The sequence below is a fragment of the Cytobacillus sp. GQ23 genome, assembly GCF_059758675.1.
The window spans coordinates 1-19,235 of sequence record NZ_JCAXER010000020.1; the positions used below are offsets into that span (position 1 = coordinate 1).

Sequence of the window (19,235 nt, forward strand, 5' to 3'; positions counted from 1 at the left end):
CTGCATTTTATATTTTAAACTTCTCCACCGACTTTTCCAGCTGTTTCGAAAGACTGCTCAGCTGAAGGGTCAGTTCTGAAATCTTACCTACTGCATCCTCCTGCTGGTCTGTTGAGGCTGCGACCTCGCGGGAAATTTGTGCTGTGTCTTTTGACAGACCCGCAAATTCATCAATAGAAGCAGAAATCTCTTCTGAACCTGCAGAGAGCTCTTCTGTTACTGCAGAAACCTCCTGAATTTCCCCGGTCACGCCTTCGACTGCATGCAGGATCTGATTGAATTTCTCTCCGGCACTATTGACAAGATCTGCGCCTTCTTCCACTTTACCTGAGCTCGCATGCATATTCCCGACTGCCTGTTCAATAGATAATCTGAAGTGATTCAGCTTTTCGGCAATTTGTTCAGCTGATGCTTTTGAGCCTTCTGCCAGCTTTTTCACTTCCTGGGATACAACCGCGAAGCCTTTGCCATGTTCGCCTGCCCGTGCAGCTTCAATAGCTGCATTTAATGCAAGCAGATTGGTTTGCTCCGCGATGCCTGATATCAGGTTCACGATACTCTCAATTTCAGTAGCCTGTGTACCGAGCTCTTCTATAAATAGAGAGGAATCGTTTACCGTTTTTTTGATCTCGTTGATCTGCCGGATGATAGACTGAATTTCATCAAAACCTTCTTTTACCTGCTGTGCAACTGTATTGGATTGTTCGCTCACATCTGTCGAAGCTTCTGCAATGCGCTGTATGCCTACAGCCATTTCTTCAATTGCCTTGGCTGATTCCTCGCTTCGGATCAGCTGTGTATCAGTAGCTCCGGCCACTTCCTGGATTCCTCTGACAATCAGGCTGCTGGCCTGGCTGATTTCTTCCACCTTATTTTCTATTTTACCCGAAGAAACCAGGAGTGCTTCTGAGGATGATTTGATGTCTTCAACCATCACTTTTGTATGGTAGGTCATTTTTTTGAAAGACTCTGTCACGAGCCTAATTTCGTCATTTCCTTTTACTTTAATTGAACTTGCCTTCTCTTCCGCTCCGCGAAGATCGCCATCAGCCATTAATTGCGCGGCTGAACTGATGCTTTGCAGCGGGAGCAGTCTTTTTCTGACGAACCAGGCCAAAATGGTGACCACTCCAAGGATTAACAGTATATTTATTACCAGATTCATCGGCAGCACTTCCAGGAGTACTTGGTCTGTAATGCTGCTAACATTCTCTGCATTGATATCCACACCCAATATCCCGATTATTTTTCCATCCGCTTTAATGGGTACGAACGCGGAAAGGTAGTCTCCATAATCAGGATCGTGAACGATTGGTGAGCTTGAAGCTTTTCCATCCAGGACAGGAGCAATATCTTCGTATGTTGTAGCCGTTGTCGGTGTTTTAATGTCTGCAGCAATATCGGAGTCATTCGGCAGACCATCCACCATAATAAAGAGTTCTTTCTTCCCGGAGTCAGCCATTAAAGTATAGACGTAAAATGCGCCTGTTTTCTCGCGGAAATCATTCAGCTGTTCCCTGAGGTCCCAATAGGTTTCCGACTGATTGGGATTCTTTAAAAACTCCTTATATTTTTCGGTTTCCATCTTTGAGACAATATTGTCTGCAATGCTTAGGCTAAAGTTTTCAATAGAGGACTCTACTGAACTTTTTGTGCTTAAATAGAGCATAGAAATGTTTCCGAGTAAAACAATTGCCATTCCAAGAGCCATGACCAGTGCAATTCTATTGCTGAGCTTTTTCATAAATTTCACTCCATCAGTAAATATTTCATATATGAATTATAACTTTTAACCCGGTTAAATAGCACTAGAAAAATCGAAAATACAAAAAAATACTGAAACCATTCTGGCTCCAGCATCTCACTTAATCTATTATCATCTTTAAAAAACTTTCGCCTTCCTCAGTCGCAGGCAATCCGAAAAACTCGCTGAATGTTGCCCCAACGTCAGCCATCGAGTTTCTTTTTCCGATGTTAACCGGTTTTACCCGCTTACCGGCAGCAAGGATCGGGACGTATTCCCTCGTATGGTTGGAATGGCCGATGGTCGGGTCGTTGCCATGATCGGCCATGATTAGAATCAAATCGTCTGTTTCCATTCTGGGCAGGAATTTTGCGAGCCACTGATCGGTTGTGTTAAGCAGACGCGCATACCAATCTGTATCCTGGGCATGTCCTGCCAGATCTGTTTCCTGTATATTGACCAAAAACGCAGCATCCTCTTTTTCTTTTACATACGAATTCTCTAAAGCCTGCAGGACTTTTTCTGTATCAACAATGGGATTTGCCGGCCCTTCGCCATGCAGAACATCCGCCGTTTTGCCAATCCGGTGAACTTTAAGGCCATGGCGGGCAGCGATCATCGGAAATTGTCCGTCTATATTTACACCGTATCCCATATGATAGACTTCATAGCCTTTACCGTATACCTTTGCCTTCGGGGCATCTACTCCCCACTGGCCTGGATTTTTCTCCTGTACAACTGACAGGATATGTTCAATGGTCGTATAGGGTCCTCCAAACGCAATGACCCGGCTGGTGTCTAAATTCCTGCGGACAATTTTTCCGACTTCCTTTAATTTCTTGAAGGGCATTTTATTAAAATCTGCCGTTAAATTGATGATATTTCCGAGCGAGGACTCAAGGTTATCCCCGATGACACAGGCACCATCCACTAAAAGCACCGGCCGGTCACTCCATGGATATTCAACCCGATAGCCTGCTACCATCAATGCCTTGGCGAGATCAGAATGAATATCCTTCATTAATCTTTTATTCGAGCGCTTCGGGCAGCTCCCGGCAATTTCCTGATGCCCGAGATAGGTGTCTGCCCCGTAATGGGCTAAGGCAGAAAAGCCGTAAGCATTGGCAGGAGCTGCAGTCCCATCTGCAAGTGCCCCCAGTCCAAGCCTATATAGCGTGGGTATTTCTAAAAAATCAGCCGACTCCCGGATATGCTTATAGGTATTGGCCCTGCAGTCAGAAGGATTGAACTCTCCGCAATCCTCCATTGCGCCAATGCCAAAGCTGTCAATCACCAGCAGAATTGCTTTTGCCATCCTTACCACTTCCTCTCAAAGTGAACCAGCTCCGGCTTTCCGCTTTGAATTCCTTTTACCAGGGCAATATGGGCCCTGGTGACGAACACCTGGGTCCGGAAAGAGAAAACAGCAGTATCTCCTTCAGAGACTTTAAAACCGTTCGGTCTCTCAATTGCACCATAGTAGTCAATCGCTTCAGGATCAGGCTCGATTGCTTTTACATGCTGCTTCAATATATCTTTTTCATTGCTGCCGACGAGGCACCCGGTTAAGTGGGAACGCCCGTAATAGCCCCCGCCAATGACATAATAATGATCCTGATCCTGGTGGGACACTTCCGTTACATATACAATGGCAGGTTTCTCGGGCAGATCCCGGTAAGCATGCAGCGGGGTCGTTCCGGTAAGGGCATGTCCCGGTTCCCCATGTGTTACCCCCTGTTCTGCCAGGAACGGAATGGTTTCACAGCTGGTCGCACTTGGACCGTTTACCTGTTTTACAGTGATGCCCTTTTTCTCTAGAATGTCTTTTGCTTTTAAAAGGGTTGTAAGGTTTGGAGTCGGTTCCATGCTTTTCTTATCTTTAGACAGCTGAAAGTTCGGGAAGGTTGTAACGCCTGCTATGTTAATCCCGGAAAGGCCAGCCAGTACGGTAAGCTCTTCATCCAGCTTTTCCAATCGAAAGCCGCCCTGCTGTCCGGGATAAATCATATCACCTTCTGCATACACCCTAAGAAGTACATCCTGAACCACGCCTGATTTTAAAGCCGCATCAGAAAGCTGTCTGGCACGTGCAAGGGAAAATAGGGTAATGACTTCAGGATTCCATGATAAAGCTTCTTTCCATTGATTTTTCCCCGGCTGAACCAGGTGGCCGACATTTCCGATTTCAACTCCGCCTTCTGCCAATGTTTTAGCTTCGTCAAATTCAACAGCAACCGCCTTTTCGATGCCGTGCTCCGCAATAAACTTCCCTATAAACGGAAGCCTTCCCAGCTGTTTGCTCATGAAATAGAGCGTAAAATCATGATACTTTGCTGTATCAGCCAGAGCCTCTGCATTCTCTCCAAGGATATCAAGGTCAATCACGTACGTATTCGGGGGTATAAGCCCGCTTTGATGCAAGGTAACTCCTGATTGAATCAGCTTAGGATTTCTGCGCTTTGTTACATCTAAAAACATGAAAGTCTCCCCCTTTATATACGGGTATCAACGATGCTGCACTTCTTTTGCAAGAGGTATCACTTTTTCCAGAATGCCGATAATTGTTCCTGCTCCTGATTTCATTGGATTGATGCGCAGTCCATATTCCTTCAGCTCAGGCTGCGCTTCCAAAAAGCTTCCGGAAACGCGGTATATCATCGGAATGATTTCATATTTTGATTCTGCCCCAACCGGATGGGTGGCCGCCCCATGCTCGTCACTGATGCTGATCACATGTTGAGCGATCGGATCCTCCAGCTCTACAATAACGTTTTTGGATTGGGCATTCGTCATGTAGGCGGAGCGAATGCCCTTTACAGCCCCTTCATTCAGATGGCGGCAGAGCTCTTCCACCTGCTCGTTCTGAATAGCCAGTGACACAGGTGCGAAGGTCATCATTCTTAAAAGCTCCATAGCCTCGTAGCCCTGAACCTGGCCGCCGCCCGAGTAGTTATAGTGATGCACCCGTTCGAGGGCGTCTTTCTTGCCGGCAATGACCGCGATTCCTTCCGGCCCAAGAAGCTTAAAGCCAGAAAAGGTGGAGTAGTCTGCTCCTAATTCCACACCAATTCCCTTTGTCTTCAGTGCACAATAATTATCGTCTACGACGATTGGAAGATCCGGGCGTTCTTCCTTCACCATTTTAATGACTTCAGCTAGTTCATAATGATCTGTCGGCTGCTGGCGGGCATGCTGAATATAGAAAACTTTAGGATTTTGGTGATTTCTGATGGCCGTTCTGATTTCCTCAATATGGTTGTAATTAGCCTGGACTGTTTTAATGCCTAAGATCCTTAATGTTTCTTTCGTCGTCGTATACACAGGTGCCGTGTGAATGAACATTTCATCCCCAGGAGACAGGAGCATGCTGAGAATAGTGCGGATCGCACCTGTTCCGGCTCCCCTCACAAGGGCACAGTCTTCTGTTCCAAAGAAATCTGCCAGTACTCTTTCCACGAGATACGTCTGTTCCGGCCGCTTATATTGGGGTGAGACACCGAGGTCTCCCATCGAAAGAAATTGCCTGCCCTTGAAATAGCGGCTCATTCTGTCGACTAGCTTAAATTGCTTTTCCTGAGCTTCCTGTATCGATAAGCTTGGCAAAACTGAATCTGCGTACTTTAATTGGGCTCGGTTGTATGTGGACATTATGATCGCTCCCTTATTGAAAAAGCTCTGGATGGATTAACCGTCAGGAACCGATGAAGAATGCTTTCCGGAACGCCCGATTCTTTCAATTTTGGAATAAACGTCTCAAGCACAAGACCGTAGCCCGGGCCTCCGTTCTTCTTCCAATGCGATTTACGGGTTAAATCGGCTGAAAGCAGAATTTGATTTTCATAGCCGCGTTTTATGAAATCCAGGAGAAAAGCAGCTCTTTCTTCATCAGGACGGTAATTATTTTTTCCGATCGTATCAAACGCAATATAAGCTCCTGTTTCCAAAACAGCGAGAACCTCGTCTTTATTCGGGTTGAGATCCTGATGGCCGATGATGATCTGACCAGCTGGAAGTCCATGCTTCGTCAGCAGCTCCACCTGTTCGTAGCCAAGTGTTCCGAGCGTTGTATGTGTGGTTACCGGAAGGCCGGTTTCGACACCAGCCATCGCGGCACCAATTAAGAGCTCGTGTTCGATTGGCTTCATTTCATTTTTGCTTGTGCCCACTTCCCCGATGACACCGGGAAGTATGCCTGTATCTCCGATTCCTTCCGTTGCTTCTTTGATAAAATGCTGCGCAAACTGCTCTGCTTTCCAGCCGTCGGCATAGTGAGGGATATATGGGTCTTTATAAAAGCCAGTACATGTAATAAGGTGAACTCCTGTTGCCTCGCTTAGCCTTTTTAGCACGGGAGCGTTTCGGCCCATGCCGTCATTTGTCACTTCCACCATCGACCTTCCGCCAAAACGATAGAAATCCTCCAATTCCTCACGCATGCCCTGTTCATCATCCAAAATAGTATCGGGATCTTTTTTCACTCGCGAAAGATCAATGGAGAGATGCTCGTGAGCCGAGCAAATCCCCAATTCTTCCGGAGCAATTTTTCCAAGTACGGTTTGTATCATGGCAGTCCGCTCCGTTTCTAATTTTTTTACTGAGGTATGTTCATGATTCCAAGTGCAACCAGGATATTGGCAATGATTCCGACTGCAATGGCACCCACAGGGCCGACTGCAATGCGGACAATTGGGCGTCCGGCCGCTTCATTCAGCAAATAGAAGCCGGCAATGAAGAAGAAGCCGAACCCCGGAGCAATCGCGTTGGCAGCATTCGCTCCGCCAATTAATAGCGCTACTTCCAAAAGCTTGGTCATCGCACTGCGTATATTTTCTCCGGAATTACGGACACCGGGATATTTATCAAGGAATCTCGCAATGGAGCTTAATAGCATTACTTCTATGAAAATAATAATGACACCGCCGATTAAGGCTACCCAGACATTCGGGGAGAAAAATCCGACGACGAAAATGAGTGTGAATCCGACTGGGCTGTATACACCTGTTGCGATTGCTGTACTGGCGACAAGCGGGATAAAGCCTAGCGCACGGGCAGCCGCGGCAATTCCGGCATCAGTTGCTTTGCCTTCCGCTAATAGATTTAAAGAAATCGGATCTCCGGCCATGATCCATAGATTGGTAGCAGCTGCAATGAGACCGCCAATGATCATAAAGAACCCAACATTTTTTCTGATTTTAGCCACCTTGTCACTGAATACCGCAGCAAGGTCGATAGAGGAGCCTTCTTCCGCTTTTTCTTTCATGGCAAAAACAAGGAGGAAGATCATTCCTGTGATAAGAGCCATTCCTTCCTGGTTCAGTGTGACTGTTGTGCCTGAAATCGTAAGAACTCCGCTTTCGTTCAGCCAGACAGCGAGCTGGCGGATCAGCGCTGACACAATAAATGTGATAACCCCTTTTTTCACGCTAAACTGCATGGCAACCGCAAGCGCCGGGAATGCCATAAATGTAACAACAACCGGCGTTCCTACCGCTCCCATGGCTTCAAGGAAATTAAGCGGCAGATAATCGAACAGCTTCACAAAGCCCTCGAGACCGATTAACAGCCCTGCTCCATAAGCACCGCCAATCACTGCCGCAAGCGGTGTTCCCCATTTATTCTTCGGTGTCAGCAATCCAATAATATCAGTCCCCAGCAGGATACTGTGAACAAGAATGATACTGGCCGAGAGTGTAAACGGTATTCCAAATCCGATTACCAGGCCGAAGCTCATCGCAAAGGCAGTGAAGGCAAGATCCCGTCTCGTCATCCGCCCTTCAACATGTTCTGAGACAATTGGACGAAGGCCATCATTGAAAACCGCAATATTCATATTGGCCAACACAGCAGCAACGGCACCAATCAGGATAATTAATGTCATTTCCATTTCTTTTTCCCCCTCAAATAAAATGGATTAGCTTTTATTCTTTAAAGCTTTGATAATCATAGGCACAGCAACCTCTTTATGGTCAGCCGTGAATCCAAACGCTTTTTTCCCTTCGCTGACAGCGGTTACAATTTTATCCTCAACCGGCTTTTTCCCCGGCATGGAAACCGTCTCGCAGTTCGGCTTGCCGAGAAGGGCAATCGCCATGGCTAAAGCACCGCCGCCTCCTGTATGGCAGGCCCCTACATAATAATCTGCCTGTCCTGTCTTAACGGCCATCGCCGCTTCGAGATCTGACTTGACCATCGTTGTTATGCTGCTGTCAATCTCCTTTATTAAACTCTCAATCTCTTTTTTATCAACCTGTCCGCCAACTACAATCTTCATCTTAATTTCCTCCCTTGTTTAGTTGCAGTACATTTGTGTAATGGATGAGCAGAAAATCGATTTCCTCTTGGGGGAGCTGTTTCTTCCATTGCTGCTGTACAAATTCGATTTCCTTCATTGCTGTGGATGCTTCCGGTGACTGTTTGACTTCATCCAGCAAAGCAGGATGGGGAGCCTCTACTAGTTCTTCCTTTTCAATTCTCGTCAGAGCTGTCGGCAAATGCGTGAAAAGCATCTCAGCCCCGTCTATGGCATCCTTTCTCAAGTGTGACTGTAAATGCATAAATGCTAACGTGCTTATATCGGCTGCTTTGGTGCTGACCACAGTTGAAGCTAAAAGGATATCCATTCTTTCTTTGAGCTGGTTTATATCCATTCTTTTAACCCCTCCAAAATACAGTATTTAGTATATTAATAGTGCTAAGAAACTAGAACATAGTTTCTTAATAGTGAGGATATTTTTTCTCTTCCTCCACTAGCCTTTGGATCTCTTCCACTTTACTGAACTGGAGCAGCTGGATTTGTTCTCTGATATTGGTTCTTTCACTTTCAATGACTATGGCCGCTGTGTTTGCTTTTCTAGCCAGCTCCTTTGCCTTTTTTGATTTAAAATCAGAGGTGGCAAACGTTTTTAGTGCTCTCGCTTCATCAACGTTCCAGACCGCAGCATCAATACTGCCGTTCTTCAGCATATTGAAAAGCTGCATGTAGTCTACCTTTATTAATTCAACGTTGTGCTCTTCACATTCAAGGAGGGTAATATTGGCCTGGTCGGCAGATGAATAGTCAATTCCGACTTTCATGCCATCTGTAATCTCATTGCTTTTATGATTCGAAAAGAAAACTTTATGGGATGTTACATACGTTTCCGGCCCAAGGATATGGAGAATTTCTAAGCCCTCAAACTCCTGAACAGCCTCTTCTGCGGCCAGCTGGGACATGATGGCAAAATCGTATCGCCGGGTTTTTAGGGATTCGACCCGCCTTCTCGCCCCTCTCATATAAGCAAGTCCAGACTTCTTGTTGATTTCCTCAAACCCCTCGACAATACCAGTCGCCAGGCCTTCATACTTGCGGGAATATGGAAGCGGCATTACCCCCATCACCGGTCCGATGCCGGCAATCTCATACAGCAGGTTGATGTCCCTCTTTTTCAAAAAGGTACCAAGATGACCTCTGGATTCAAGGGAAATAGCATGCAAATCTTCCAGCACCCTTAATGCCCCCTGCACCGTTCCACGGCCCAAGGATAGCTTCTCTGTAAAATCACTTACCCGGGGAATTCTCTCTCCCTCAGAAAACCGGATAAGCTCCTTTGCAATAAACTTGGCGGCCAGCCCATTCTTTGAATATAAACTTTCCCAAATACGGCTCATTTCACAAAACCTCTTTACCTTCAGATCAATATACGAAAAACTGTATATTATGAGTTTAGCTGGTATGGGGTTTTATTTCAAGAGTTTTCAAAAAATATTGGTGACATCGAAAAAGTGGTGGTGACATCGAAAAATGGTGACAGGCACCACCCGAATTATGTCGAATTAAAGGAATTCTCCCTAAAGGAAGAGAATATATACAGAGATAATAACGAAAGGAGCAAAAGAATGGCACGCCCTAAAAGAATTTGGAGTCCAGATCACTATCACCATGTGGTCAGCCGTGGCAATTGGAGAGCAAACTTGTTTGAAAACGAATCAGATTTTATCTCATTTTTGTATATCCTCCACTACACTCATCGTTCTGCCAGCCTCGAAATTGCCAGCTACTGTTTAATGTCAAACCACTATCACCTCATGCTAAAAACTAAAGACGTCCCACTTTCCAAGGTAATGAGAACCATTAATAAGGCTTATGCTGATTACTACAATAAAAAATATCAAGTCCAAGGCCATTTATTTGAGAAACGTTTCTTTAGTAAGCCTATTTATGATCTTTATGGGCTGCTGGAAGTGAGCCGCTACATTCACTTAAATCCTGTTGAAGCAAAAATTGCAGATGCTCCGCAACACTACCGCTGGTCAAGCTTCCCCTGCTTTTATTACTCACAGAAGCAAACTCCTGATTACCTTAACCTCAAATCCATAACAGATCTATTTTCTGGAAACGACGAAAATATGCAAAAACAAAATTACTGCAGGTGGATGGTAAAAGACATTAAAATTGAACAGCTCAATAATATTTAGGTTTTCACCATAGGAATAGGGATTAGTGGTCTATAACTGGTATAGGTGCCTGTCACCCTGTTGTTGTACAGAAAATTCAAACAATTAATCATTAAGACCCATGATTCCCATAATTAGTAAAAGTAGAAGGAACTGTAACAAATTTTGTCAAAAGGGAGTGGATTTAACTGAAAAATAAGCTTATTGCGTTATCACTGGCTTCTGCTTTAAGTTTTTCATTATTCCCGGGAGAAAGTCTTGCCGAGCAGACTTCGCTAGCGAACCAGGTGAACATTCCTGGCGCTCACGCAGTTTCAGAACAATACTTCGACGGGGCCGGCGACAATTGGCTCACTACTAAGAATCCTCTGCAATTTGAGCAGGCAACCCTATACGGCAATATCGGTCTGGCTCCTTATCTATGGGGAAATGCTGAAGAAGGAACGGGCTGGCATCAAATGTACAACCCTGCTTCTGTCACGGGAACTCAGGTAAATGGGATTTTTGAAGATGCCCAGTTTGTCATCCGGGTTCCGGACCACTGGAATGGCCGGCTGGTTGTTTCGGGAATTCCGGCTACGCGAAATGAAACGTCAACCGACCTGCTTTTCAGCGATTATGTACTGGAAAAAGGATATGCATTTGCAGCAATTGACAAAGGCACCCAGGGCGAGGAGGATCCAGCTGACCCATTGGCAAAAGTAAAGAATGCGCTGGCCGGTGAGGATGATAGTGTTGCTGAATGGCATCAGCGATTCCGCCAGATTACAAAAGCCGCACAGCAGTACTTAGCCAGCCATTACCCAGATGGACTGATCGATCCAGATTCCTCAGATCCGGCAAGTGATTTAATATTGAAAGACCATAAAATTCCTACATATGCGATGGGAATTTCCAATGGGGGCTACGTCGTGCGCTATGCCCTTGAAAATGACAATCCAGAGAAAACCGGCGAACCCCGCCTTTTTAATGGAGGAGTCGATTGGGAAGGCGTTTTATGGACGGAGAAAAAGGAGAATTTGATCAGCTCTCTGACCACTGTTGTGAATCATTCAGAGGAAGCTTTGTATGGCAGCGGCAAAGAACAGAAAAAAGCGGTGAAAGAGCTATACAAAGCAGGATTGCCAAAAGGGTCGGAAAAACTGTGGGCCTACCATGACCAGGTATACTGGTTTGTCTCTCTGAATATCTATCGCGATCATTTTGATCCGGAAGCACCCGGCAGGACGGAATGGAGCAATTACCTGAACTTCTTTAATGGTGTGAGAGACCGGTCCTATGATCATATTTTTGAAGATTATAAGTATGTAACACGGCCGAAGGAAGTGAAAGAAAATATTAAGGCGGTGGCCAATACCGGGGATATTGAAGTGCCGCTCATCTCTTTTACTGGATCACTGGACTCGCTGATCTTCCCGGAAATCCATGCTAAGGGATATCAAAAGCTGGTTAAGAAAGCCGGAAAGCAGGATCTGCACCGCATGTACACAATCGAGAACGGGAACCATGTTGACAGCCTTGTCTGGAACCCAGGCACCGATCCGGATCAAGAACTTCAGCCGCTGCTGCCATACGCTCATCAATCATTTGACCTCTTAGTTGATTGGGTGGAAAATGGCAATGCGGCCCCTGCGAGCAAAACGGTTGATGCACCGGAGAACCCTGTGAAGGTTGTTGATTTGAAGACTGGCGAGGAACGGGATCCGCGTTAGGCTGATTTCCTAATCTGCTGGTACATTTATCAGATCACTCTCGGCAGCAAAAAATCGAGTATATGGTTATATACTCGATTTTTTCTGATTAATCTCGTTATTTTGAAATCTCCAAAGAGAGATTAACCAATTTTCTCAAGCGTTTTATATTGCAGGCTCTTCCCAAAGAATTGGCCAAGCTGTCCAATTAAGTCCTGGAATACCGGGTGTTCGTGATACATAAAGTCATTGTGTTTTCCTTCAATAAGGAAAAGCTGCTTTGGTTCAGTTGCTGCCTCGTAAAAATGGAGTGATTCTTCTACAGGATGAAGCAGGTTTTCTTTTCCATGTCCGATAAATAGTGGGCACTCGATCGCACTCGCTGTTTTATCTGCATCCAGCTCGATAATGGATTCGGTAAACTGCAGCTGCGTTTGTTTTCCAAATGGTGACAGCGGTGCAAGTTCTTTTTGTACATAATCATTTGTAGCAGGATCTAACGGATAATGAATAAATGGGTCCTCATATTTAGAACTTCCAGTTGTAACGCGGTGAATACGGTCTGCTTCGACCATGTTTTTAATTTCTATCCAATCAACATAGGAATGGATGGACTTCAGCCATCTTTCTCCATTATAGAAACCGTTAAGACCCGCTACCGCTTTTACGCGTTTGTCTGCTGCGGCAGCGCGCACAACGTTTGATGCACCCATGCCCCAGCCAATTAACCCGATATTTTCAGGATCTACTTCATCCTGGGTTGTTAAAAATGTAATCGCGTTTCTTATATCCTGCACTTGCTCATCCAAAATAACTCTGCCCTGCTTTCCTTCGCTGTCTGCAAAACCTCGGTAATCAAAGCCCAGGCATACATACCCAAGCTCAGTCAGGCTGCGTGCAAATAATCGGGGGTAAAATTGATTAAAACCTTGATATCCGGAGTTCGGAATTATGGCCGGCCGTTTTTCACCTGGCTGATAATCATCCGGCAGATAAATTGTGCCATCCAGTTTAAACCCTTCACTATAAAAGCTAATTTGACGTTCTTGCATGATAAATCCCTCCATGTTTTTTATTTAATAATGACGTTAACTCATTAATGCTCGAGAGCTTTTCTATTTACTGAATACATTGGTATATTTCATCACACATTTCATGTCCTGCAATTGGCTCTGCAAGATTATAAAACTTATCCTTTTTTTCAATAGATGATAGCGGAAAATCATAGTCTCCTTTTGCCTGAAGGACACTTGATGAAAAGATATGGCCCTTGCTATCCTCAATTTCTATCCTGCTAAGAGCCTTTTTAGGAAATTGCTGATCTAATTCATCACTAATATAGATTTCAATCTTATTCATTGCATTTAAAATCTCTGGATTACCTAGTTCTTTCAATACTTGATTAGGTCCAACCTCTCCTGTCACTAAATAGGCTGCGAATGGAAAAGTGAGATTATATTGGGCTTCTTCTGTATTATTTGGATTCTTCCTGCTTAAGTAGGCAGCTTCAGTAAATGTATAAATTTTAACTTTATTAATTTCTGAATCCCTTAACGCATGCTTTAGCCTTAACTCCTTCAACGCTTCTATCCCCGGCTGTGCCCATCTGCAGCATGCGTAAGGCTTATAATAAAGCTCCTCCACCCGGTATACCTCTCCCAATTCCTGCAAATAAGGCTCTGTTTCCATTGTTTCAAAAAGGGAAGGAATTCCGGTAAACCCCTCCTTCGCAAGGAAGGCGGCACTTATTCCCGTCATGCTTCCCCATCCAATCCCATCTTTGAGCATGGAAGGGTGCTTAATGCAGCGCATCATGGGGGAGTAGGTTGATTGGTATTCGGCAATACCCAGTGCATGGTTTAATTCATTTCCTGTCAATTTCATAATGTGCCCTGAGCCAGCTGCAGCTCCGACAGCTCCCCAGGAACCTGTACAATGGTACTCAGGACGCTCTTGATGTGCGAGAATTCCTGCCCTTATGGCGATTTCATAGCTTATCAGGAGGGACGTCATGAATTCTTCACCGGAAATATTGTACTCCTCCGCGGCTGCAAGAACAGCCGGAAAAACAATAGCACCCGGATGGCCTTTTACAAGGCGATGACCGTCATCCATGTCGAGCGAATTCGCAGCAGTAGCATTGACTAAAGCTGCACCTGATGCACTCATTTTTTCAGCAGATGAAAACACAGAACTTCTTCCAGTTCCCCACTGTCCTTCTGCAAACTTTTTTACCATTTCAAATGCAGCAGTTTGAGTCCCTGCGATTGTGCAGGCAATAATGTCAGCAAGTGCTTCTTTTAAAGCTTGTTTGCCATTTGCATGAACGGAGTTAAATGATTCTGTTCTCAAATACTCCTCAAGCTTTCCAGCGAAAAACGCCAAGGAAATCACTTCCTATAGAATGAGTTTTATTTCACTAACCCCTGCTCTTTCAGCCAGTTACGGCTTACTTCCGTGATATCCTTATGTTCCACATCTACCGAGTAATTTAGAGACATCATCGTTTCATTATCCAAAAGGCCGGCTAATTTGTTCAGCAGTTCAGAAACCTCAGGAGATTTTTCAGCAACTTCCTCTCTCACAACAGGAACCCCATTATATGCAGGGAAAAATTGCTGATCATCTTCCAGAATCACAAGGTCGAACCCCTTAATGCGTCCATCTGTAGCAAAGCCAACTGATACATCTACCTGCCCATCCTTTAATGCGTTATATAGTAATCCGGAATCCATTTTCACGACATTTTTGGATGGGAATCTAAATCCGTAAAGTTTCTGTAAACCCTTTACTCCATCTTCTCGTGCATAGAATTCAGCATTAGAAGCAAATTTTAATTTACCAGGATCATCCTTTACCACTTTGGCTAGATCCGAAATCGTTTTTACACCCATTTTTTCAGCAGTATCTTTCTTCATCAAGATCGCATAGGTATTATTGAAATTCGCTTTATTTAACCAGGTGACCCCGTTTTTCTTATCATTTTCTTTAACTTTTTCATATGCTTTATCGGGATCTGTTTCTACTTCCTGTTTTTGGTAAACCACTAAACCAGTGCCTGTATATTCCCAATAAATATCGATTTGTCCATTCTCCAAAGCAGACCGGACAACAGCACTTCCCATATTGCTTGCTTCCTCTACATCAAAACCGCTTTCCTTTAAATAAATGGATGTTACTTTGGACAGTATCTGCTGCTCAGTAAAATCTTTACCGCCTATTGTCACTTTTCCCTTTGAATCACCTCCGCCGCCTTCACTGTTTGCTGACGAGCTTCCACAAGCGGTTAGGGTAGTTGCCGTCACAATAATTGCCAGAAATAAACAGAACCAACTTTTCACAGAATTTCCTCCCTTAACTCTCATCGCTAGGCTGCTTCCAGTGTTCTTTGAAGCCCTCGCGGAACGATTATTTTTTCCAGCTTCCCCAATAAAACATCAAGAAGGACAGCTAATAATATGACTGGAACCGCTCCTGAAAGCATGATTCCTGTATCATATAATGAAATTCCCGTAAATATCAGATCTCCTAAACCTCCGCCTCCAATTAAAAAGGCTAAAGCACCTGTTCCTACATTAATAACCACAGAGGTTCGGATACCAGCCATGATGGCATACAGGGCATTAGGTAATTCAAGCTTAAAAAAGATTTGCTTGGATGTCATGCCCATTCCTTTTCCAGCATCTATGATTTGCGGATTGACATTCTCAATCCCTGCAACCGTATTTCTCAGGATAGGCAGAAGAGAATTGAACCATAATGCAAAAATAGCAGTCTGCCAGCCTAATCCAAAGTAGCTCATGACTAAAGCCAATATAGCCAGACTCGGGACCGTTTGACCTATATTCGCAAAATTTAATACGATCCAATCAAGCTTCTTGAACTTCGGCCTGGTTATTAGGATACCAAGCGGTATTGCGGTCGCAATTGCAAGAGCTGCAGATATTCCTACCAATTTAAGATGCTGGCCAGTTAAATACAAAAGGTCCTTAGGGTTGTCGATGATGAATTGAAATGCCCCGCTAAAGTATGCCCAGCCTAAAATGGAGATTACGACTACGTATAGACCTGTCTTCACTATTTTTTCGGTCTTTTTCCCAGACATACTGTCACCCCCTTACCTTACAATTGATATATCTTTTGGGTGCACTTCTGTGAATAAATTAAAATCAGACACACACAGTACACCTAGCTTCTTGTTATGGTCATCTACCACACAGATTTCTCCGTTTGGAGCAGACAATATTTGTGATAAAGCTGTTTTCAGATTTTCATTTACTGAAATCACCTGTCCATGCCACTCGCTGTTCAATCGGCTTTTTCTAAATCTGTCGCTTAAGACCATTAAATCTCTTACTTTTAACAATGTTAACCTTTTCAGGGCTCTATCATCTCCAACAAAATCACGGACAAATTCGTTCTTCGGATTAGACAGAATTTCATCAGGCGTGCCAATTTGCATTAATTTCCCGGTATCAAAGATGGCTACTTTGTCGCCTAATTTAATTGCCTCATCTATATCATGGCTGACAAATAGAATCGTTTTCTTCATTTTCTTTTGAATCCGCAAAAATTCATTCTGTAAACGGTCACGAATGACAGGGTCAAGTGCTCCAAAAGGTTCATCCATCAGCATAACAGGGGGATCAGCAGCCAATGCCCTGGCAATCCCGATTCGCTGCTGCTGGCCGCCTGATAATTCATATGGGTAACGCTTTTGAAACTGCCCCGGGTCTAAACCCATCATTTCCATTAGTTCACTGTACCGTTTTTTCATTCGATTTTGATCCCATCCCAGCATCTTGGGAACAACTTTAATATTGTCTTCAATCGTCATGTTCGGAAACAGTCCATTGTGCTGGATTACGTATCCAATGGATCTTCGAAGTTTGATGAGATCCATGGAATTAATATTTTTCCCTTCCACCTCGATACTTCCGCTTGTAATAGGAATTAAACGATTCACCATCCTGAGCAGCGTTGTTTTCCCACATCCTGAAGGGCCAAGAAACACACAGATTTCTCCTGGTTCAACAAGAAAATTTATGTTATTGACGGCTGTTACCTTTTTGTCACCGCTTTCATAAACCTTCGTTACATTCTGAAATTCAATCATTCTGCTTCACCTTCTTTCATAAATCTCGCAGTCTATTATACTTTTATGATTTGATACTTACACCAGAAGAAAACCTTTTCTGAAATCTCCCTAACAAAACATCAATTGATATAGCTAAAATAGAAACTGATATTGCACCTACCTGGATCATAACTGCATAGCTTGTTGATATGCCCCGAGCTATATAGCCGCCCAGGCCGCCTGCTCCAATGTAAGCCGCTATTGCGCCGATTCCAATTGTCAATACGATCGCCATCCGCACACCAGCCATAATGACTGGAAATGCCAGAGGAAGCTCCACCTTTATTAGTCTCTGAAAGGTTGTCATTCCCATCCCGATTGCTGCATCTCTTACATTCGGATCCACATTTTTTATCGCAATATATGTGTTTCGAATTATAGGCAGCTGTGAATACAAGATTAAAGCCACTATGGCTGGCAGAAATCCTATTCCCTGATTAATTAGCGAGAAAATAGGAATCATAATTCCAAACAATGCAATACTAGGTATAGTCATAATAATTCCAGCCACTGCCAGAACTAGACTTGCTAAACTCTCTTTCTGTGAAATATAAATCCCAAAAGGAACACCTGTAATGATTGCGATGCCAACTGCAAGTCCCACTAATTCGATATGCTCCAGGGTCATCTCTAAAATCTCCGGCCAGTTCAGTTGGACAAATTCTAGAATCTCCAAATTCTCCCCCCCTTAATATTTTACTTATATATCTAGCAAGTTCTGTGCCAACTTAAATCCCTTTATTTCATTGAATTTTCTAAATAATTTGTAAAGATATCCTTCTTTTGTGTAAAAAAATATTTACACAATTCACCTGTTAAGCAAAAAGACTGCTAACAGCATCTGCTAGCAGCCCAGGCGAAGTCATATTGTCTCCGAAAAATACTTGTTCATTTTATATAAAAGGCTTTGTCTGGAAATCCCAAGCTTTCTTGCCGCTTTTGCTGGCTGTCCAAGAGATTCATCAAGTGCCTTCAGAATATATTTTTTTTCGATTTCATCCATAATTTCCGGCAATGTTGCACTATCTTCTATTTTAATCATATCATTGGGATTTTTATTTTTAATTTCACGAATCTCCCTTGGAAAATCTTCGATTGTAATCAAATCCCCTTCACATAATACAACCGCCCGTTCTATTGCATTTTCAAGCTCCCGAACATTTCCCGGCCATCCGTAATTCATTAAATGGCCCATTAATTCCCTGGTAGTTTTATAATCTTTTTGATGCTTGCTCCGATACTTTTCAAGAAAATTTTCTACTAAAGGGGGAATATCCTCTTTTCGCTCCTTTAACGATGGAATATAAATATCCACTATGTTTAATCGATAATATAAGTCCTCCCTGAAGCTCCCCTCTTCTACCAGTTTCTTTAGATCGCGATTTGTAGCACAAATAATTCGGATGTCGACCTTGCTTAATTTATCGCTTCCGATACGCATGAAGGTTTTATCCTGTGTTACCTGCAGGAGTTTAGCCTGAAAGGAGGGGGAAATTTCACCGATTTCATCTAAAAAAATCGTTCCGCCATTAGCGGCTTCAAATTTCCCTTTTCGGCTCGATACCGCTCCAGTAAATGAGCCTTTTTCATGGCCAAAAAGTTCACTTTCCAGCAATTGTTCAGGAATCGCTGCACAATTTATAGGAATAAATGGGGCATGTTTCCTTTCACTCAGCTTATGGATCATTTTGGCAATTTTTGTTTTCCCTGTTCCGCTCTCGCCTTGAATGAGGATGTTTGCTTCTGTTGCTGAAACCCTCTCTACCAGCCTTAAAATATTTTTCATGGGACTGCTATTTGCTACGAGTTCTCCATGAGCTTCAGTATGAAGAAGCTGTTCTTTCAATATTTTATTTTCTTCCTTTACACCCAAAAATTCAAAAGCCTTTTCAATTGTAACGAGGAGTTCGTTTAATTTTACGGGCTTGACCATATAATCAAATGCTCCCGCTTTCATAGCTGATACAGCATTATCGATATTTCCATAAGCAGTCATCATGATATAGATTTTGTTAGGGTATAGTCCGATAAATTCCTGTAAAAGTTCTAAACCTGAGGCATCTGGCAGCTTTAAGTCCAAAAAAACGAGATCGGCATTCGTATCTGCGATTTTATTTCGTGCCTCTTGTCCGTTTGCTGCTGTATACACGCTGTAGCCTTGCTTGGATAATGAAGATTTTAGGATTTTCAATATTTTCGATTCGTCATCAACTAGTAAAATATTTTTCAT

Annotated in this window: 18 protein-coding genes; 2 read left to right on the forward strand and 16 right to left on the reverse strand. The window is 43.7% G+C overall.

Translation table 11 applies throughout. The annotated features are described in order from the left end of the window. Positions 1–7: 7 nt before the first annotated feature. The 9 genes from AC6CHU_RS16725 to yhfZ all read right to left on the reverse strand — a co-directional run bounded on the left by AC6CHU_RS16725 (position 8) and on the right by yhfZ (position 9,391). Complete coding sequence (locus AC6CHU_RS16725) at positions 8–1,744, reverse strand: methyl-accepting chemotaxis protein (protein ID WP_159863178.1); 1,737 nt, start codon at positions 1,742–1,744, stop codon at positions 8–10. 121 nt (positions 1,745–1,865) lie between these two features. Next, a complete protein-coding gene (locus AC6CHU_RS16730; protein WP_159863179.1) occupies positions 1,866–3,059 on the reverse strand; it encodes a phosphopentomutase in 1,194 nt (397 codons plus the stop codon). A 2-nt stretch (positions 3,060–3,061) separates the two neighbouring features. Continuing rightward, positions 3,062–4,222, reverse strand: coding sequence for a YhfX family PLP-dependent enzyme (locus AC6CHU_RS16735; RefSeq protein WP_159863180.1), 1,161 nt, complete (start codon positions 4,220–4,222; stop codon positions 3,062–3,064). Positions 4,223–4,249: 27 nt separating this feature from the next. Next, a complete protein-coding gene (locus tag AC6CHU_RS16740) occupies positions 4,250–5,392 on the reverse strand; it encodes an aminotransferase class V-fold PLP-dependent enzyme (protein WP_159863181.1) in 1,143 nt (380 codons plus the stop codon). Beyond that, positions 5,392–6,309 (reverse strand): phosphotriesterase family protein, encoded by a 918-nt coding sequence (locus AC6CHU_RS16745; RefSeq protein ID WP_159863182.1) that lies wholly within the window; start codon positions 6,307–6,309, stop codon positions 5,392–5,394. The genes AC6CHU_RS16740 and AC6CHU_RS16745 overlap by 1 nt, the downstream gene beginning before the upstream one ends. Before the next feature lie 26 nt (positions 6,310–6,335). Next, positions 6,336–7,628 carry a YhfT family protein gene (locus AC6CHU_RS16750; protein WP_159863183.1) on the reverse strand — a complete coding sequence of 431 codons (1,293 nt, stop codon included), beginning with the start codon at positions 7,626–7,628 and terminating at the stop codon, positions 6,336–6,338. A gap of 27 nt (positions 7,629–7,655) precedes the next feature. Beyond that, complete coding sequence (locus tag AC6CHU_RS16755) at positions 7,656–8,015, reverse strand: DUF2620 domain-containing protein (RefSeq protein ID WP_159863184.1); 360 nt, start codon at positions 8,013–8,015, stop codon at positions 7,656–7,658. Between the two features lies 1 nt (position 8,016). Beyond that, positions 8,017–8,391, reverse strand: coding sequence for a PRD domain-containing protein (locus AC6CHU_RS16760; RefSeq protein WP_159863185.1), 375 nt, complete (start codon positions 8,389–8,391; stop codon positions 8,017–8,019). A gap of 67 nt (positions 8,392–8,458) precedes the next feature. Further along, the gene (gene yhfZ, locus AC6CHU_RS16765; protein WP_159863186.1) at positions 8,459–9,391 is read right to left on the reverse strand and encodes a GntR family transcriptional regulator YhfZ; all 933 of its coding nucleotides are present in this window, start codon (positions 9,389–9,391) and stop codon (positions 8,459–8,461) included. A gap of 228 nt (positions 9,392–9,619) precedes the next feature. On the opposite strand from yhfZ, the gene AC6CHU_RS16770 reads away from it, so the two are divergent. Together AC6CHU_RS16770 and AC6CHU_RS16775 are read left to right on the forward strand one after the other, a co-directional pair. Then, a complete protein-coding gene (locus AC6CHU_RS16770; protein WP_159863187.1) occupies positions 9,620–10,198 on the forward strand; it encodes a transposase in 579 nt (192 codons plus the stop codon). Between the two features lie 167 nt (positions 10,199–10,365). Further along, a complete protein-coding gene (locus tag AC6CHU_RS16775) occupies positions 10,366–11,889 on the forward strand; it encodes an alpha/beta hydrolase (protein ID WP_159863256.1) in 1,524 nt (507 codons plus the stop codon). Positions 11,890–12,011: 122 nt separating this feature from the next. Here AC6CHU_RS16775 and AC6CHU_RS16780 read toward each other — a convergent pair whose 3' ends face one another. The 7 genes from AC6CHU_RS16780 to AC6CHU_RS16810 form a co-directional block, all read right to left on the reverse strand. Further along, positions 12,012–12,920 (reverse strand): alpha/beta hydrolase, encoded by a 909-nt coding sequence (locus tag AC6CHU_RS16780; protein ID WP_159863188.1) that lies wholly within the window; start codon positions 12,918–12,920, stop codon positions 12,012–12,014. A gap of 67 nt (positions 12,921–12,987) precedes the next feature. Continuing rightward, a complete protein-coding gene (locus tag AC6CHU_RS16785; RefSeq protein WP_159863189.1) occupies positions 12,988–14,253 on the reverse strand; it encodes an MmgE/PrpD family protein in 1,266 nt (421 codons plus the stop codon). Between the two features lie 26 nt (positions 14,254–14,279). Then, positions 14,280–15,209 carry an ABC transporter substrate-binding protein gene (locus AC6CHU_RS16790; RefSeq protein ID WP_236566167.1) on the reverse strand — a complete coding sequence of 310 codons (930 nt, stop codon included), beginning with the start codon at positions 15,207–15,209 and terminating at the stop codon, positions 14,280–14,282. Between the two features lie 26 nt (positions 15,210–15,235). Further along, the gene (locus AC6CHU_RS16795) at positions 15,236–15,973 is read right to left on the reverse strand and encodes an ABC transporter permease (protein WP_159863191.1); all 738 of its coding nucleotides are present in this window, start codon (positions 15,971–15,973) and stop codon (positions 15,236–15,238) included. Positions 15,974–15,985: 12 nt separating this feature from the next. Further along, a complete protein-coding gene (locus AC6CHU_RS16800; RefSeq protein ID WP_159863192.1) occupies positions 15,986–16,984 on the reverse strand; it encodes an ABC transporter ATP-binding protein in 999 nt (332 codons plus the stop codon). Between the two features lie 43 nt (positions 16,985–17,027). Next, complete coding sequence (locus AC6CHU_RS16805) at positions 17,028–17,681, reverse strand: ABC transporter permease (RefSeq protein ID WP_498122433.1); 654 nt, start codon at positions 17,679–17,681, stop codon at positions 17,028–17,030. A 186-nt stretch (positions 17,682–17,867) separates the two neighbouring features. Continuing rightward, positions 17,868–19,235, reverse strand: a complete 1,368-nt coding sequence (locus AC6CHU_RS16810; RefSeq protein ID WP_159863193.1) for a sigma-54-dependent transcriptional regulator — start codon at positions 19,233–19,235, stop codon at positions 17,868–17,870.

What these genes read in the sequence shown, in the direction of transcription:
- AC6CHU_RS16725 (WP_159863178.1), bottom strand. Translation starts at nt 1,744, where the DNA reads ATGAAAAAGCTCAGCAATAGAATTGCACTGGTCATGGCTCTTGGAATG.
- AC6CHU_RS16730 (WP_159863179.1), bottom strand. Translation starts at nt 3,059, where the DNA reads ATGGCAAAAGCAATTCTGCTGGTGATTGACAGCTTTGGCATTGGCGCA.
- AC6CHU_RS16735 (WP_159863180.1), bottom strand. Translation starts at nt 4,222, where the DNA reads ATGTTTTTAGATGTAACAAAGCGCAGAAATCCTAAGCTGATTCAATCA.
- AC6CHU_RS16740 (WP_159863181.1), bottom strand. Translation starts at nt 5,392, where the DNA reads ATGTCCACATACAACCGAGCCCAATTAAAGTACGCAGATTCAGTTTTG.
- AC6CHU_RS16745 (WP_159863182.1), bottom strand. Translation starts at nt 6,309, where the DNA reads ATGATACAAACCGTACTTGGAAAAATTGCTCCGGAAGAATTGGGGATT.
- AC6CHU_RS16750 (WP_159863183.1), bottom strand. Translation starts at nt 7,628, where the DNA reads ATGGAAATGACATTAATTATCCTGATTGGTGCCGTTGCTGCTGTGTTG.
- AC6CHU_RS16755 (WP_159863184.1), bottom strand. Translation starts at nt 8,015, where the DNA reads ATGAAGATTGTAGTTGGCGGACAGGTTGATAAAAAAGAGATTGAGAGT.
- AC6CHU_RS16760 (WP_159863185.1), bottom strand. Translation starts at nt 8,391, where the DNA reads ATGGATATAAACCAGCTCAAAGAAAGAATGGATATCCTTTTAGCTTCA.
- yhfZ (WP_159863186.1), bottom strand. Translation starts at nt 9,391, where the DNA reads ATGAGCCGTATTTGGGAAAGTTTATATTCAAAGAATGGGCTGGCCGCC.
- AC6CHU_RS16770 (WP_159863187.1), top strand. Translation starts at nt 9,620, where the DNA reads ATGGCACGCCCTAAAAGAATTTGGAGTCCAGATCACTATCACCATGTG.
- AC6CHU_RS16780 (WP_159863188.1), bottom strand. Translation starts at nt 12,920, where the DNA reads ATGCAAGAACGTCAAATTAGCTTTTATAGTGAAGGGTTTAAACTGGAT.
- AC6CHU_RS16795 (WP_159863191.1), bottom strand. Translation starts at nt 15,973, where the DNA reads ATGTCTGGGAAAAAGACCGAAAAAATAGTGAAGACAGGTCTATACGTA.
- AC6CHU_RS16800 (WP_159863192.1), bottom strand. Translation starts at nt 16,984, where the DNA reads ATGATTGAATTTCAGAATGTAACGAAGGTTTATGAAAGCGGTGACAAA.
- AC6CHU_RS16810 (WP_159863193.1), bottom strand. Translation starts at nt 19,235, where the DNA reads ATGAAAAATATTTTACTAGTTGATGACGAATCGAAAATATTGAAAATC.